This window comes from Kribbella sp. NPDC000426, from assembly GCF_040300265.1.
GTDB lineage: Bacteria > Actinomycetota > Actinomycetes > Propionibacteriales > Kribbellaceae > Kribbella.
On sequence record NZ_JBEPDK010000004.1, the window covers coordinates 49,498 to 64,887 of the forward strand.

Annotated in this window: 13 protein-coding genes; 5 read left to right on the forward strand and 8 right to left on the reverse strand. The window is 70.0% G+C overall.

From position 1 onward, the window contains the following. The 3 genes from ABT313_RS19460 to ABT313_RS19470 are packed head-to-tail and all read right to left on the reverse strand — an operon-like array spanning position 1 to position 3,543. Positions 1–876 carry a 2-oxo acid dehydrogenase subunit E2 gene (locus tag ABT313_RS19460; RefSeq protein ID WP_350855322.1) on the reverse strand — a complete coding sequence of 292 codons (876 nt, stop codon included), beginning with the start codon at positions 874–876 and terminating at the stop codon, positions 1–3. Further along, complete coding sequence (locus ABT313_RS19465; protein ID WP_350855325.1) at positions 851–2,791, reverse strand: neutral/alkaline non-lysosomal ceramidase N-terminal domain-containing protein; 1,941 nt, start codon at positions 2,789–2,791, stop codon at positions 851–853. Before ABT313_RS19465 ends, ABT313_RS19460 begins: the two co-directional genes overlap by 26 nt. After that, positions 2,791–3,543, reverse strand: a complete 753-nt coding sequence (locus ABT313_RS19470) for an SDR family NAD(P)-dependent oxidoreductase (protein ID WP_350855328.1) — start codon at positions 3,541–3,543, stop codon at positions 2,791–2,793. The genes ABT313_RS19465 and ABT313_RS19470 overlap by 1 nt, the downstream gene beginning before the upstream one ends. A gap of 157 nt (positions 3,544–3,700) precedes the next feature. Here ABT313_RS19470 and ABT313_RS19475 point away from each other — a divergent pair, with 157 nt between their 5' ends. Next, positions 3,701–4,573 carry a hypothetical protein gene (locus ABT313_RS19475; RefSeq protein ID WP_350855331.1) on the forward strand — a complete coding sequence of 291 codons (873 nt, stop codon included), beginning with the start codon at positions 3,701–3,703 and terminating at the stop codon, positions 4,571–4,573. Between the two features lie 49 nt (positions 4,574–4,622). Here ABT313_RS19475 and ABT313_RS19480 read toward each other — a convergent pair whose 3' ends face one another. Then, positions 4,623–5,228, reverse strand: a complete 606-nt coding sequence (locus ABT313_RS19480; RefSeq protein WP_350855333.1) for a CBS domain-containing protein — start codon at positions 5,226–5,228, stop codon at positions 4,623–4,625. Positions 5,229–5,465: 237 nt separating this feature from the next. On the opposite strand from ABT313_RS19480, the gene ABT313_RS19485 reads away from it, so the two are divergent. Continuing rightward, entirely contained in the window at positions 5,466–8,129 is a 2,664-nt protein-coding gene (locus tag ABT313_RS19485) for a cation-translocating P-type ATPase (protein ID WP_350855336.1), read from the forward strand. Here ABT313_RS19485 and ABT313_RS19490 read toward each other — a convergent pair. The 3 genes from ABT313_RS19490 to ABT313_RS19500 are packed head-to-tail and all read right to left on the reverse strand — an operon-like array spanning position 8,042 to position 10,362. Further along, positions 8,042–8,863 carry an FAD/NAD(P)-binding protein gene (locus ABT313_RS19490; protein ID WP_350855338.1) on the reverse strand — a complete coding sequence of 274 codons (822 nt, stop codon included), beginning with the start codon at positions 8,861–8,863 and terminating at the stop codon, positions 8,042–8,044. The two genes, ABT313_RS19485 and ABT313_RS19490, sit on opposite strands and share 88 nt — an antisense overlap. Further along, a complete protein-coding gene (locus ABT313_RS19495) occupies positions 8,856–9,296 on the reverse strand; it encodes a cyclic nucleotide-binding domain-containing protein (protein WP_350855341.1) in 441 nt (146 codons plus the stop codon). The genes ABT313_RS19490 and ABT313_RS19495 overlap by 8 nt, the downstream gene beginning before the upstream one ends. Further along, positions 9,289–10,362, reverse strand: coding sequence for a 4Fe-4S dicluster domain-containing protein (locus ABT313_RS19500; RefSeq protein ID WP_350855344.1), 1,074 nt, complete (start codon positions 10,360–10,362; stop codon positions 9,289–9,291). Before ABT313_RS19500 ends, ABT313_RS19495 begins: the two co-directional genes overlap by 8 nt. Before the next feature lie 107 nt (positions 10,363–10,469). Between ABT313_RS19500 and ABT313_RS19505 the strand changes: the two genes are divergently transcribed. From ABT313_RS19505 to ABT313_RS19515, 3 genes are read left to right on the forward strand one after another with little or no spacing between them, the layout of a single operon-like run. Continuing rightward, a complete protein-coding gene (locus ABT313_RS19505; RefSeq protein WP_350855347.1) occupies positions 10,470–11,219 on the forward strand; it encodes an NADH-quinone oxidoreductase subunit B family protein in 750 nt (249 codons plus the stop codon). Next, positions 11,216–12,511, forward strand: a complete 1,296-nt coding sequence (locus ABT313_RS19510) for a Ni/Fe hydrogenase subunit alpha (protein ID WP_350855350.1) — start codon at positions 11,216–11,218, stop codon at positions 12,509–12,511. Before ABT313_RS19505 ends, ABT313_RS19510 begins: the two co-directional genes overlap by 4 nt. Then, a complete protein-coding gene (locus ABT313_RS19515; RefSeq protein ID WP_350855354.1) occupies positions 12,508–12,996 on the forward strand; it encodes a hydrogenase maturation protease in 489 nt (162 codons plus the stop codon). The genes ABT313_RS19510 and ABT313_RS19515 overlap by 4 nt, the downstream gene beginning before the upstream one ends. A gap of 12 nt (positions 12,997–13,008) precedes the next feature. Here ABT313_RS19515 and ABT313_RS19520 read toward each other — a convergent pair whose 3' ends face one another. Then, positions 13,009–15,387, reverse strand: coding sequence for a glycoside hydrolase family 65 protein (locus ABT313_RS19520; protein ID WP_350855357.1), 2,379 nt, complete (start codon positions 15,385–15,387; stop codon positions 13,009–13,011). Between the last annotated feature and the right edge of the window lie 3 nt (positions 15,388–15,390).

A 15,390-nucleotide genomic window follows, 5' to 3' on the forward strand; every position in this document is an offset into this window, starting at 1 on the left:
TCACGACTCCTCCCGGGCGCGGTCGGCGCGTACGGCGTCCTCCGGCAGCCCGAGATGCCCGATCGGATCCTCAAGCCGGCGGCGGAGCAGTTCGGCCGAGCGGGCGGCGTACAGGCCGTCCTCGATCCGCTCGTCGAACGTCCAGCGCAGCGGCAGGATCTGCCGGATCGTGATCTCGCCGTCGTGGACGACCGGTGTCGGCCGGATGCTGCCGACGACCAGGAACAGTGGGCAGTTGCCGTGTTCGTAGAGATGGTGGAAGGCCGCGTCGGTCTTGAGACTGCCGAGGTTCGACACGACGGCCGACGAGAACATCGGATCCGCACTGGTCAGGGAGGCCGGCAACAGGCCACGGGCATCGAGCCAATGGAACAGCGAGACCGCGATGTCGAGCAGCGGCACCGGCAGCGACAGGAACAGTTTCAGCTCCTTGTCGACGCCCGCCACGCCGGCCGTGCGGGCCTCGTCGATCGCGGCGCCGAGACTGCGGACCGCCGCGCCGAGGCTCTCGTCCGGTTCGAAGCGCCGCTTGATCATCTCCAGCGGCGCGTTGTCGGCGAACTCCTTCATCGCGCCGAAGGACAGGTAGACACCGTCGCGCTCGTACAGCCGGCGGCGGGCGACGAAGCGGTTCAGCCGCGGGCGGGTGTGCAGCATCCGGGCGACCTCGTGCAGGACCAGGACGAACAGGCTCAGTCGCGGCCCGCCGGCCGCGTTCCAGCGCCGGACCCAGTCCTGTGCCGCGGTGATGTCGACGAGCTGCTCGAAGTACACCGTCGACTCGGTCCGGCGACGCATGATGAAGGGCATGATCGCCCGTTCGTCCGGCATGTCGGTGACGAGCCGGCCGTCACGGCGGCGGAGTGCGGTGCGCATGGTGGCCTCCCTCGTTCTCGATGGTGAACAGCCGGGAGCTGCCTGAGTAGGGTCGAAGGACCTGTCGCCGGGCCTTTCCGTAGCACCGGATCCGATACTCGCCGCAGGCATCAGCGGGGACGGTCCAGGTCACCACGGCGAGCTGCCCGGAGCGGGTACGGCGCCAGCGGAACGTTGTGGACCAATCTCCGTCGTCGGCGACGGTCGACCAGCCCTCGGGGGCCCGCCGCTGGATCTCCAGGTACGTGCCGTTGCGGTGCAGGTCGTTGTTCGGGTACGCCGCCACGAAGACCGCCGTCACCACGTCGCCGGGCCGGTAGTGCCGTCGTGGTTCGACCAGCACGTCACCGAACTCGCGACCGGCCGGGGATCTGTCGTGGGGGATCCGCGGACGGGCGGGCCGCAGCCGCTGCGACAGGTCCGGCTCCGGGTCGCCGTACGCCGCCGGCCGTCCGTCGCGCATGGCCGTGGCGAGCTCACTGGCGACCTGTTGGAGCGCGGGCAAGGTCCAGCGGCCGAAGAGCGTGCTGCCGCCCTCGTACTGCTGGGTCTCGTACTCCTCGGGTGTCGTGATGTAGTGCAGGTATCCGTTGGTGTAGCCCACGACGAGGACGTCGGCCAGTTGTGCGCCGACGATCGCCGCGACGGTACGACGCAACCGGAGGCCGGCGACGATCGTGACCTCGGCCGGGATCCCGAGCAGGTACAGCGGCCCGATCCGCAGCAGCTGCACCGGCGCGCCGCGGGCGACATAGTGTCCGCGCAGGCCACCGACGACGAGCGCCTTGGGTGCCTGGACGTCGCGCAGTCCCGGCGTACGGCGGTAGATCAGGCTCGAGACCCCGTCCCACAAGGGATTCCGGCCCTCGTGAAAGCCGCGGAACGCCGGCCCGTCCTCCTCGCTGCCGGCCAGGGCGGACGCGCCGCCCACCGGTGCTCCGGTGCGATGCTCACGGCCGTCGCCGGTGAACTCCGGCCGGACCATCACGGCGCTCAGGTCGACGTGGGTCAACCGGGAATCGATGCCGTCGGCAATCGTCCGGCCGGGTTCGGTCATCAACCGGGCCGCGGCCTCGTACTGGCGCAGGCCGATGATGCGGGTGTTCTCGAGCTCGTCGGCGGTCGGACCGCGGCCGGGTTGCAGGTCCAGGTTCGGGGTCAGGTCGCCGGCGTTGGTCTGCGCGAAGGCTGCCACGAAGTCGTCCGGGCGGCGGTCCAGGTAGTCGACGCCGGCCACCAGACGCTCCCAGTGGTACGCGGCGTACCCCTTGTTGTCGCCGCTGATCAGGGTGTTCGCGTTGGTCATGCTGGTGTTGTGTACGGCGAACCAGTTGATCGCGCCGACGGCCCGGCCGTCGCGTTCGATCCGCAGCAGCGTGGTCTGCGGGTCGACGGCATCGGGGAACCAAGCCCGGTCCGATGCCGGATTGTTGTCGAAGGCCACTTTCGAGCGGTTCGCGCTGGCGTCGCGGAGTTCACCGTGCGACAGCGTGAGTACGGCGGGGGAGAGGTCGTCGTGGGCGCGGACGACGGCCTCGGTCATCCCGTCGACTATGGCCGCGAACGTTTTCGGCCGGAAGCCGCCGGTATTGGAGTGGTACAGCCGGTGGTGCGAGTAGCCTCCGGGGCCGCAGTGGGTGTGCGTCGCCGTGATCATCGTGTTGTGCTCGGTGTAGACGGCGCCGTACCGCTGCTGCAGCTGGTCGAGCAGGGCGCGCCGGACGCTGTCGAACACCATCGGCAGATCGTTGACGACGATCAGGATCCGTCGATCGCCGTCCGCGATCACGAAGGCGCGGGAACGCAGGCGCAGGTGGATGCCGTCGCTCCGCTGCCAGGACTTGCCGTAGCCGAGCATCCCGGTGTCAGCGGGTTCGCCGGTGATGTCCGCGATCCCGCGCCCGCACGACAACATCAGCGCGCCACGTAGCCGCCGTCGATGTACAACTCGAGCCCGGTCACGAACGAGGCGTCGTCACTGGCCAGGTACGCGACCCCGGCGGCGATCTCGTCGGGACGGCCGAGGCGGCCCATCGGCGTGAGCTCGGTCATCGTGGCCCAGAACGGCGTACCGCGGGCCGGGTCGAGGATCGGGGTGTCGATGAACCCGGGGTGGATCGAGTTGACCCGGATACCGTCGGCAGCCCAGTGCAGAGCAGCGTTCTTGGTCAGCGTCCGGACGGCGCCCTTCGCGGCGTGGTACGCCGGAGACGTGCCGAAGCCTCCGCTCGTCCCGAAGATCGAGCTGATGTTGATCACCGAGGCGTGACCGGAGGCCTTGAGGTACGGCGCGGCGGTCCGCATCCCGAGGAAGACGCCGGTCTGGTCGACGTCGATCGTGTGCTGCCAGTCCTTCAGCGTCGTCTCCTCGATCGTTGCCAGATCACCCATCCCGGCGTTGTTGACGAGGATGTCGATGCCGCCGAACTGCTCGGCGGCCAGTGTGCAGACGGTCTCCCAGTCCGTTTCGCTCGCGACGTCGTGCCCGGCGAACGCGGCGCGCGCGCCGGAATCCCGCAGCGCCTCCGCGACAGCCTCGCCGGCCTCGACCGCGATGTCGGTCAGCAGGACCGCCGCACCCTCCGCCGCGAGCCGCCACGCGGTCGCCAGTCCGATACCACTGGCCGCGCCTGTAACCAGTGCGACCCGATCGTCCAGCCTGCCCATGTCGCCCGCCTCCTCCATAGCTCCTGTCGCTCCAGGCTGGCAGGGGATCCGGCCTCCGAGCAGGTCCGTTCGGCCCCGAAGCGAGGGCATTGGTCCCTGGCCGGGTCATCGGCAGCCGGAGACGCTGGAGTTGTAGGGGTAAGGGGAGGAGTTGGTCATGCATCCCACCACAGACTCCGGGCCGCGGCGCGACCGCTGGCTGATCGCAACGGCGGTCCTCGCCGTTCTCGCCATCGTTGCCGTGCTGATCGTCGTCCTGGTGAAGGTGTCCGATGAACAAGCCGGAACGTCGGGGTCCCCGACCGGACCGGTTCCGACCGTCACGCAGCCAGGTCCGACGGTGACGACGACGGTCGTGCCGAGTCAGGGCCAGAGCCCGAGCACGACACCGACTGCAAGCGCGACCACCGCGCTCGAACCGTTCCTGTCGGCTGCTGTCACTCTCGACCGCCAGCTGCAGGCGGCGGCCGCTGCCATCAACGCCAGCGGACCACCGTGGAGTTCGGTCGGTCCCAGCGTTGCGCGTTCGGTCCGGACCGCGGACCTCGGACCGGTCAGCCGCGCGATCCCGGCCGGCCTGCCTCAGTCGCTGCAGCAGTCGGTGGTCCTGGTCCTGAGTGACCTGTCGTCACGGCGGTACGCGCTCGCCTCGTTCGAGCAGACCCCGCCGGTGACGCCGCACGGCACCACCGCGGACCTGCTGCGCGAGCTGAGCAACGGCCATCCCGCCGCGGCGCGATTCGACCGTGACCTCGCAACCTTGCGCGCGATCGCATCCGAGACCGCGCCGATCGCCGCCGTACCGCAGACCTCCCGGCTGACCGCAGAGGCCATGCTGCTGGCGCGGTACGTGAACACCGCCAACGGCGGCTGCGAATCCCGCGGCGGCGTGATCGTCACCGAGCTGCCGAAGATCGTGTGGAAGACCGTGCCGGGCCTCCCGGACGCCAAGGGCACCATCAACGGCATCTCCTTCAGCGCCGACCTGAGCAGCTCCGGCACCTGGACAGTCAACCTCTACGCCTGCTGAAGCTCTTCAGCCGACGCCCATGGGGCGGATGTACATGTGTCGGACCGGATCAGGTCGTGTGGACGGCGATGACGCCGGGGACGGCGCCGGCGATGGCCTCGGCGCGTTCGCGCTCGAGTTCGCCGATCGGGCCGTGTACGTGGACGATGCCGTCGTCGACCTCGACCTGCCAGCCGAGATTCCGCTCCCGAAGCAGGTCGAGGATCCGGTTGCGGATGCTGGCGTCGCGTCCGGCCAGATAGTGGATGACGTCGCTGCGGCTGATCACTCCGACCACGCGATCGCCCTCGACGACCGGAAGACTCTTCACCATCGTCGCCCGGAGCAGGTCGATGGCCGCGTCGAGGTCCTCGTCGGCCTGCACGCTGATGACCAGGTTCGCCATCACCTCGGCGACCCGGCGCGGGCGGAGGCTGCCCGACAGCTTCATCGGGTACGACGGAACGCGGTCCTCGACCAGCAACATGTCCGGGATCAGATCCGCCTCGCTGACCTCGCCGATCAGCCGGCCCTGGCGATCGACGACGGGCAGCGCCGTGATCTGGTTCCGGTCGAGCAGGCGGAGTGCCTCACTCACCGGTGTCTCGCCGAGCACCGTGATCGCCGGCGTCGTCATCAGCTCCTTGATGCGCATCATCATCACTTCCTGTTCCACCAGGAGGTCCGCCCTCCTACCGGTGTCCGTGGACGGAGAAAGCCCCTGGCGTTCTCCGTCCATGCCCAGTACATCGCCGGCTCCCGCGGTCGAGCAGGGCCGAAGGTCCCGTGCCGCCGAGCCGCCCGGCAGACACCTCCCGGTGCCGGCGGCGAAGGTCCGTTCGGCCCCGAGGTCGGGTCGTTAGGCCCTGCCATCGGCACGGGCCGCGCGGCGAGTCTCGTGGGGGAGGTGGTCATGACCAGCGTCCAGTCACCGAGCATTCGCGGCCTGTCAGCGGCCGAGGCCGCACGCCGGCTCGCCGACGAAGGCCGCAACGAGCTTCCGGCACCCCGGCGACCCGCGCCCTGGAGACTGCTCGCCGGACAGCTGACGCACCTGTTCGCGATGATCCTCTGGGTCGCGGCAGTGCTCGCGGTCGCGGGCGGACTCGCCCCGCTGGCCGTGGCGATCGTGGTGATCATCATCCTGAACGGGGTCTTCGCGTTCGCGCAGGAGTACCGCGCCGACCGGGCCGCCGAACGCCTACGTGACCTGTTGCCGGCGAAGGTCCAGGTGATCCGCGACGGGGCGATGAGCAGTATCGACGCGACCGAGCTGGTCCGCGACGATCTGGTCCTGCTGAGCGCGGGTGACCGGGTATCGGCCGATCTACGCCTGATGACGGTGCACGCCTTGGCGGTGGACGAGTCGATGCTCACCGGCGAGTCGGTGCCGGTGCGCCCGGCGAGCGGTGACCAGGTGTACGCCGGGACGTTCGTCGTACAGGGCGAAGCGGAGGCGGTCGTGGCGGCCGTAGCCGGGCAGACCCGGTTGGCTGGGATCCAGACACTGACTGAGAGCGCACAGCGACCGGCCAGCCCGCTGACCGTCGAGCTGCACCGGTTGATCCGGGTCATCGCGGTGATCGCCGTCGCCGTCGGCGTCTCGCTGACGGCGGTCTCGCTGCTGCTCGGCCTGCGCCCGACCGAGGCGTTCCTGTTCGGGGTCGGTGTGATGGTTGCACTCGTTCCCGAGGGTCTGCTGCCGACGGTGACGTTGTCGCTGGCCCGCGGGGCGCAGCGGATGGCGCACGGGAACGCCCTGGTCCGGCGGCTGGACGCGGTCGAGACGCTCGGTGCGACGACCTTCGTCTGCACCGACAAGACCGGCACGCTGACGATGAATCAGATGGAGGTCCTGGAGGTCTGGACGCCGTCCGGAACCGTCCGGATGCACGGCGACGGATACGACCCCGAGGGATCCGCGGAGGGCGCCCCGGAGGCCGTCGATGCGGTCGCGCGAGCCGCCGGCTCGGCCGTGGCGTGTATCCGCGGCCGGGCCGTGCGGGTCAAGGACCGATGGGTCGCTGAAGGCGACCCGATGGAGGTGGCCCTCGACGTGCTGGCCCGGCGACTCGACGTGCCGGCCGTGGATCCGGACACGATCACGCACCGGGTCACGTTCACCAGCGAGACGAGGTACAGCGCGGTCGTTGCCAACGGCAACACGATGGTGATCGGCGCCCCGGATGCGCTGCTGCCGTACTGCCGGTCCGACGGCGCCGCCGCACCCGCGGTCGAGAGTCTGGCCGGGCGGGGCAGGCGTGTACTCGCGGTGGCCGGGGCATCCGGCATCCTCGTCAGCGACGGCCGGCTCGAGCTCGCGGCGGACGCACTCGAGTTGCTGGCCGTGGTGGGCCTGGAAGACCCGCCCCGAACCGACGTGCACACCGCGCTGACGACCTGCCGCCAGGCCGGTGTCCGGATCGCGGTCGTCACCGGCGATCACGCGGCGACCGCGGCCGTGGTCGCCCGCGAGGTCGGTCTGCTCCAAGCCGGTGGATTGGTTGTCACGGGCAACGAGCTGCCCGCCGACGACGAGCAGCTGGGCGAGCTGCTGGATCGTGACGACGGCGTGGTAGTCGCCCGGGTGACGCCGGCGGACAAGCTCCGGATCGCCCGTGCGCTGCGTTCTCGCGGCCATGTGGTCGCGATGACCGGTGACGGTGTGAACGACGCCCCGGCGCTGCGGGAGGCGGACGTCGGCGTCGCCATGGGCGCCTCGGGCAGCGACGTCGCGCGGGCCACGGCCGACCTGGTGCTGCTGGACGATCATTTCGCCAGCATCGTGACCGCGATCCGGCTCGGCCGCGCGACGTTCTCGAACGTACGGCGGTTCCTCTCCTACCACCTCGCCGATAACGTCGCCGAGCTCGCCCCGTTCGTGGCCTGGGCGCTCTCCGGCGGCTCGATCCCGCTGGCGATCGGCGTCCTGCAGGTGCTGGCGCTGGACATCGGCACCGACGTACTGCCGGCGCTCGCGCTCGGTATCGAGCGACCCGGCCCACGCGTCCTGGACGGGCCTGCCCGTCACCATCGGTTGGTCGACCGTGGTCTGCTCCTGCGGGCGTTCGGCCTACTCGGGATGACAGAGGCCATGCTGGCCATGGCGGCGTTCCTCATCGTCCTGACCGGTCACGGCTGGCACTTCGGCGCCGAGCCGTCGGTCGCGGCGCTCGCCGTCGCTTCAGGTACGGCGTTCGCGGTGATCGCGCTGACGCAGTACGCGAACACCTTCGCGTGCCGCAGCGAGCGGAGCACCGTCTTCAAGGTCGGCTTCACCACCAACCGGCCGCTGCTGCTGGCGCTCTCGATCGAGGTCGTCCTGCTGCTGATCTTCCTCGGCGTGCCCCCGGTGGCGGATCTGCTCGGCGGCAGTTGGCCGTCGTACCAGGGCTGGCTGTATGCCGGCGCATCCGCGGTCGTCCTGCTCCTCGTCGACACCGCCGCGAAACTGCTCCGTAGCGCTCGGAGAACGGAGCCACCAGGGGCTCACAACTCGGCCACGGTCAGCAAGGGTTCGGCGACCGCGGAGGTGACGACCGGGCCGTCGCGGCAGAGCAGCAACGGCCCGAGCTGACAGTGTCCGCACAGACCGATGCCGCACTTCATCGAGCGTTCTAGCGAGACCCGGATCCGTTCGGCCGGCACCAGTGCGCGAAGCAGGACGCGGGCGCTGAAGCGCATCATCGGCTCCGGACCGCACAGGAACGCGACGGTCCGCTCCGGGTCAAGCCGGAGCCTGGCCAATGGCTCGGTGACGAAGCCGACGGTGCCGTTCCAGCCGGTTGACGGGCTGTCGATGGTGAGCTCGACTTCGAGGTCGTCGTGTGCGGCCCAGCGGTCAAGCTCTGCACGGAACAGAAACTCGTCCGGTGTTCGCGCCCCGGCGATCACGACCACCCGGCGGTACGCCGCGCGCGTCGCCAGCGCGGCCAGCACGACCGGGCGCAGCGGCGCCAGCCCGACACCGCCGGCCACCACGACAAGATCGTTGCCAACAGCATCTTCCGCTGCCCAGGCCGTCCCGAACGGGCCGCGGGCGCCGATCACGGTTCCGGGTCCGGCGCCGTGCAGGGCCCGGCTGACCGCTCCCACGGACCGGATGGTGTGCAACAGCGTTCCGTCGTCGCCGATGCCGCTGATCGAGATCGGCACCTCGCCGACGCCGTACGCGTAAAGCATTGCGAACTGCCCGGGCCGGAACGGCGCGAGCGGCCGGTCGACCGGTTCGAGTCGAAGGGTCGCCGAGTCGTGCGTCTCGACCGTGCGATCGACGACGCGGTACCTGACCGGCAGCATCGGCTCAGCCATGATCGGCGTACAGGTCCAGCAAGCGCGCGCGGGTGGACTGCAGGCGGTCGAGGACGACGCCGAGGAGCTGCCGCGTCACCGCGTACCCGAGCCGCGGGTTCTGATCCGCGAGGATCCGCAGCTGCTCGGCGTCGAAGACGGTCGCCTGGACGGTGCCGATCGCCCGGGCCCCGAAGTGCCAGCGGTACGGCGGAACCAACCAGGACCACCCGAGCAGATCGTCGGGGCCGAGGGTCTCGATGACGACCAGCCCTCGGCCGGGGACGGCGGTATCGAGTGCGACCCGCCCGTGCCGGATCAGCCAGTAGCAGCCGGCCGGACCGCCTTCGTCGAACAGCCGCTCGGCGTCGTCGTAGAACACCTCGTGGGAGGTGAGGAACAGCGCCTCGCGCTCGGGGGAGGTGAGTCCGTCGAAGATCCGGGCGCTAGCCATGAGCCGTCTCGGCGAGCCGGCCGACCTCTTCGGTGATGTCGATGCCTACCGGGCACCACGCGATGCAGCGGCCGCAGCCGACGCACCCGGAGCCGCCGAACTGGTCGTACCAGGTGCTCAGCTTGTGGCTGATCCACTGCCGGTAGCGGCTGTCTTCGGAGCTGCGGACGCTGCCGCCGTGAACGGCGGAGAAGTCGAGCTCGAAGCACGACGACCAGCGTTGCCAGCGTTCGGCGTGGTCGCCGGTGAGATCGGTGACGTCCTCGGTGGTGGTGCAGAAGCAGGTCGGACAGACCATCGTGCAGTTGCCACAGGTCAGACACCGATCGGCGACGTCTGCCCAGTGCGCGGACTCGCGGTTGTCGGCCAGCAGTGCGCGGAGGTCGACCTCGGGCATCGCGCGGCCCATCCGATCAGCGGCCGCTTCGACAGCGGTGTACGCGTCGTCCGCCTCGTGGCCCGTCGCCTGACGGTGGTCGATCCGGGCGAGCAGATCGTGCCCGGCGTCGGTCCCGGCCTCGGCGACGAAGTGACCGGACATCTCGGTCAGCGTCAGGTCCGCGCCCGGTCCGGCCGCGGGACCGGTGCCCATCGAGGCGCAGAAGCAGACGCCGCCGGGCTCGGTGCAGTTCACCGCGACGACGAACAACGACTGGTGCCGAGCCTCGAACGACCCGTCCAGCCGCAGTACGTCGCGAAGCCGCCCGATCGCGGCCAGATCACAACCCCGGACACCGAGAAACGCATAACGCGGCGTCTGCTCCTCCGCGGCCTGGAACGCCCCATCCGCGTCGGCGGACCAGAGCTTGCGGTGCGGCGGATGCAGGAACGTCTTCCACGACTGCGGCCCGGCGGAGTGGGCGAACACCGCGTCGTCGTCACGACGTCGCAGCCGGTAGTACCCCGGACCCGTGTCCACGCTCCACCCGGCGGGCAGCTGGCCGGCGTCGGTCAGCTCGGCCAGTTCGATCGCACTTCCGGACATCGTCGGTCCGACGACCTGGTATCCGTCGCCGATCAGCACCGCGACCAGCTCGGTGAGGTCGTTCAGGATCGCCCGGCTCATAGCGCGATCGTCCCGGGCGCCGCCGTACCGGCCAAGGGCCGAAGGTCCCGCCGGAGGTGACCATCGGTCCCTGGCGGCGCGGCCCGGGAGTTGGTGTGCTCGCAAGGATGGACACTCCGACGCTTGCGGTCTTCAAGCTCGCCTCGTGTGACGGTTGCCAGCTCACCGTGCTGGACTGCGAGGACGAGCTACTCGCGCTGGCCGGGCAGGTCCGGATCGCTCACTTCCTGGAGGCTTCCAGCGCGGTCCTGCCCGGTCCGTACGACGTGACACTGGTCGAGGGCTCGATCACGACCCCGGCCGACGCGGAGCGGATCCGGCAGATCCGTTCGCAGTCCCGGGTCCTGGTGGCGATCGGCGCGTGTGCGACGGCCGGCGGCATCCAGGCGCTGCGGAACTTCGGTGACGTGGCGGAGTTCGCGTCGGTGGTGTACGCGCGGCCGGAGTACATCCAGACGCTGGCCACGTCGACGGCGATCGCCGACCACGTCACCGTCGACTTCGAACTGCGCGGCTGCCCGATCGACCGGCGGCAGCTGCTCGAGGTGCTGACCGCGTTCCTGGCCGGCCGGAAACCGGACCTGCCGGACACGTCGGTGTGCACCGAGTGCAAGCGCCGCGGCCTCACCTGCGTGATGGTCGCCGACGGTACGCCGTGCCTCGGTCCGGTCACGCACGCCGGGTGCGGTGCGCTGTGCCCGGCGTACCGGCGGGGATGCTTCGGCTGCTTCGGCCCGATGACCAAGCCCAACGTGAAAGCGCTGATCCCGCGGCTGCGGGAAGCCGGGATGACCGAGGACGAGGTCGACAGGGTGTTCCTCACCTTCAACGCGGCGTCCAAGGGCTGGTCGTCATGAGCCACCGTGCACGCCAGCTGAAAGTCAGTTCGCTCGCCAGGGTCGAGGGGGAGGGCGCGCTGCACGTGACCGTCCGGGACGGCGAGGTCGAGCGTGCGGACCTGCAGATCTACGAGCCGCCGCGCTTCTTCGAGGCGCTGTTGCGCGGCCGGAGCTACACCGAGCCGCCGGACATCACCGCCCGGATCTGCGGTATCTGTCCGGTCGCCTACCAGACGAGCGCCTGCAACGCGATCGAGGACGCCTGCGGGGTGCGCGTCGACGGCCCGATCCGAGAGCTGCGCCGGCTGCTGTACTGCGGGGAGTGGATCTCGAGCCATGCGCTGCACATCTACCTGCTGCACGCACCGGACTTCCTCGGCTACCCGGACGCGATCACCCTGGCGAGGGACCACCGGGCGATCGTCGAGCGCGGGCTGATGCTGAAGAAGGCCGGCAACGCGATCCTGGAGCTGGTCGGCGGCCGGGCGATCCACCCGATCAACGTCCGCATCGGCGGCTTCTACTCGGCGCCGGGCCGGGCCCAGCTCGACCGTCTCGCCGAGCAGCTGCGTCCGGCGCTCGATGCCGCGATCGCGACGGCGCACTGGGTGGCCGGCTTCGACTTCCCCGATCTGGAGCTGGACCACGAGCTGCTCGCCGTCCACGACCCGGCGCGCTACCCGATCGAAGGCGGTGCGACGCTGCGCCGCAGCGCCGGTCCCGCCTTCGAGGTCGATGCCTTTGACAACCATGTCGTCGAGGAACACGTGCCGCACTCGACCGCGTTGCACGCCCGGCTCGACGGTCGCCGGTACCTGACCGGACCGCTGGCCCGCTACACCCTCAACCACGATCAGCTCTCACCGCTGGCCCTCGGCCTCGCGGCGGCGGCCGGGCTCGGGAACGAGTGCCGTAACCCGTTCCGGAGCATCGTGGTGCGCGCGGTCGAGACCGTGTACGCCGTCGAGGAGGCACTGCGGTTGATCGAGTCGTACGAGCCGCCGCAGCCGGCGCACATCGACGTACCTGCGCGGGACGGGACCGGGCGCGGTGTCAGCGAGGCTCCGCGGGGGCTGCTGTACCACCGGTACGAGATCGGAGCCGACGGACTGGTCCGGGGAGCGGTGATCGTGCCGCCAACCGCGCAGAACCAGGCAGCGATCGAGGAGGACCTCCGGCAGGTGGTCGCTGCCAACCTGGATCTGGGGGACGACCGCTTGACCGCTCTGTGCGAGCAGACGATCCGGAACTACGACCCGTGCATCTCCTGTTCGACGCATTTCCTCGAGCTCACCGTGGACCGCCAGTGACCGGGGCCGTGGTGATCGGCGTCGGCAACGAGTACCGCCGCGACGACGGCATCGGACCGGCCCTGGTCGTGGAGCTCGAGGACCGGTGGCTGCCCGGCGTGGAGCTTTTCGTCTCCGACGGTGAACCCACGAGGCTGATCGACGACTGGGACGGCGTACCGCTGGCGATCGTTGTCGACGCCGTACTGTGCGAGCCGTCGACGCCCGGCGCGGTCTACCGCACCGACGTACCGCTGCACGGACAGGCTGATCACGATGCGCTGCTCGAATCGCATCCGCACACCGCGGGGTCGCACAGCCTCGGCATTCCGGACGCGCTGCGGCTCGGGCAGGCATTGGACCGGTTGCCGAAGCAGCTCGTGGTGTACGCGGTCGAGGCCGCGGACGTTGCCTTCGGCACCGACCTGTCGGCCGCGGTCGCCGCCGCGCTGCCCGGTCTGGTCGACTCGGTGGTGGCCGAGTTGACGTCGTCGCGCGCGGACTGAAAGGGCAGTTGCTCAGGTCAGGGTCGTCCAGGTGTGGCTGTCGCCCGGCTGCAGTTGCCGGGAGCGTCCGTGGCAGCGGACTTCGATGGCTGGTCCGGGAGCAGGGTCGACCGTGACGGTAACGGTCGCGTCCGAGATGTCCGCGAGCAGTCGATGGCCGCGGTACCGCAGGGCCATCCGCAACCTGCCCAGCTTGGCGGGCCAGTGCGGACCGAACCGCAGGACGTCGTTCGTCGTCGTCAGGCCGGTGAAGCACCGCTGGACCACGTCGGCGCTGCCGGCCATCGCCGCGAGATGGATGCCTTCGGCGGTCGTTTCGTTGCGCTGCTTGTCGCCGGCGTCGCTGTGCAGTGCCTGCTCGAGGAACGCCAGTGCGCGGTCGGGATCGAGAGTCGCCAGGCCCCAGGCGTGGACGACCGCGCTGAGCGACGAGCCGTGGCAGGTCCGCGCGAGGTAGTACTCGACGGTCTTCCGGAGGATGCCGGCGGTCAGCGGGTAGCCGAGCCGTTCCATCAACGTGTACAGGTCGCGGCGGGGGAGCAGGTAGAGCAGCATCAGCACGTCGGCCTGTTTGGAGACCTGGTACGACGCCACGTCGCGGCCCTCCGCCTCGAGGATCCGGTCCAGCCGGCGGATGTCGCCGTACCGCTTGCGGTACTCCGGCCAGTCGAGTTCGGCGAGGCGCTCGTACCCTTCGAACTGGCTGATGACGCCGTCGTGGAACGGGACGTACATCCGGCGGGTGAGCTCCTCCCAGTGGTTCTGCTCCTCCTGCCGGAGCCCGAGCGACTCGACGAGCTCGGTACGCCGCCAGGCGGGCAGCCGCTCCAGCGCGCGGGCGGCGATACCGAACAGCCAGACCGCCAGTACGTTCGTGTAGGCGTTGTTGTCGATGCGGGTGTGGAACTCGTCCGGCCCGACCACGTCCTTGATCACGTAGCGGTCGCGGCCGGCGTCGTACTCGGCGAGATCGGCGAAGAACCGGGCAACCTCGACGATCACCTCGGCGCCGTTGTCGGCCAGGAAGTCCAGATCGCCGGTGACTTCGACGTACTGCCACATCGTGTAGGCCACGGCGAGGCCGACATGCCGCTGGCGGTACGTCGCGTCCTCGGTCCAGTGTCCGGACAACGGGTTGAGGTGGATCCGCGCGCTCTCCTCGCGGCCGTCGCTGCCCGACTGCCACGGGTACATCGCGCCGCGGCAGCCGAGTCGGCGGGCCGCCTGCCGGGCGGCGGGCAGACGCCGGCACCGGTAGCGCAGCAGAGCGCGGGTCAGTTCGGGGAGCCGGAGTGTCAGCACCGGGAAGACGAACAGCTCGTCCCAGAAGACGTGCCCGCGGTAGGCCTCGCCGTGCAGCCCGCGGGCCGGTACGCCGGCATCCGTGTCGGCGCTGTGCGGGGAGACGGACTGCAGGAGGTGGAAGATGTTGAGCCGGAGCGCCGTGGGGGTCCCGTCGTACGTCTCCTCCAGGTCGACGTCGAACCGGCGCCAGAGCTGCGACCAGGCCAGCACGTGGGCTTCCAGCACCTCGCCGAACGGGGGCGCGTTGTCCAGGGCAAGCATCGTCGCGAGCTGCGGCTCGGAGATGCCGACGTCGCGCGAGCCGTGGACGGCTGCGATCTTCTCGATCGTGACGACGTCGCCTGCTGTCACGTCGACCGTGAGCTCGGCGTACGCCGATGCGGTGTCGGTGTTCGTGAGCCAGCCCGAGAGCCGGGAGTCGTTGTGTGAGGCAATCGTACGGGTGCCGACCGAGACGCGGTGGTGGGATTGACTCGTGGTCGCGGTCACCAGGAGATTGCCGTTGGCAACCAACGGTGTGACGTCGGTGAGGTGGCGGCCGGCGAGCTTACGGTAGCGCTCGACACCTGAGTTGGTGACGTCACCATGGACCGCGGTTCCGAGGCGGAGCCGGCCGTCCCAGTTCACCGCCGTGACAGCAAGAGTTTGAGCGGCGAGATGGGCGTCGGCCATGCTGACGAGACGGCGTTCGACACCGCGGATCTCCCGGCCGGCGGGGTCGCGGAGAAGGAATCTGCGGGTCAGTACGCCGCGCAGCGTGTTGAGCTCGACGTCGTACTCGACGACCTCGCTGGTGTCCGGGGTCCACCAGACGCCGTCGTCGACGGCGAAGGTCACCGGCAGCCAGTCCGGAAGATTGACCAGGCTCTCGTTCTCGGCGCTCGCGTCGCCGATCCTGTCGGCGAGCCGGTTGTAGTAGCCGGCCAGGTACGTCCCCGGGTAGTGCCGATCACCGGCCACCGAGCCCGCCCAGGCCCCACGCGTGGCGAAGTACCCGTTGCCGGTCGCGCACAGCGCCTCACGCCGGCGCTCGTCGGCCGGATCGTAGCCGCTGAAGGCGAGAATCGACTCAGGCACGCCTCTCATGCC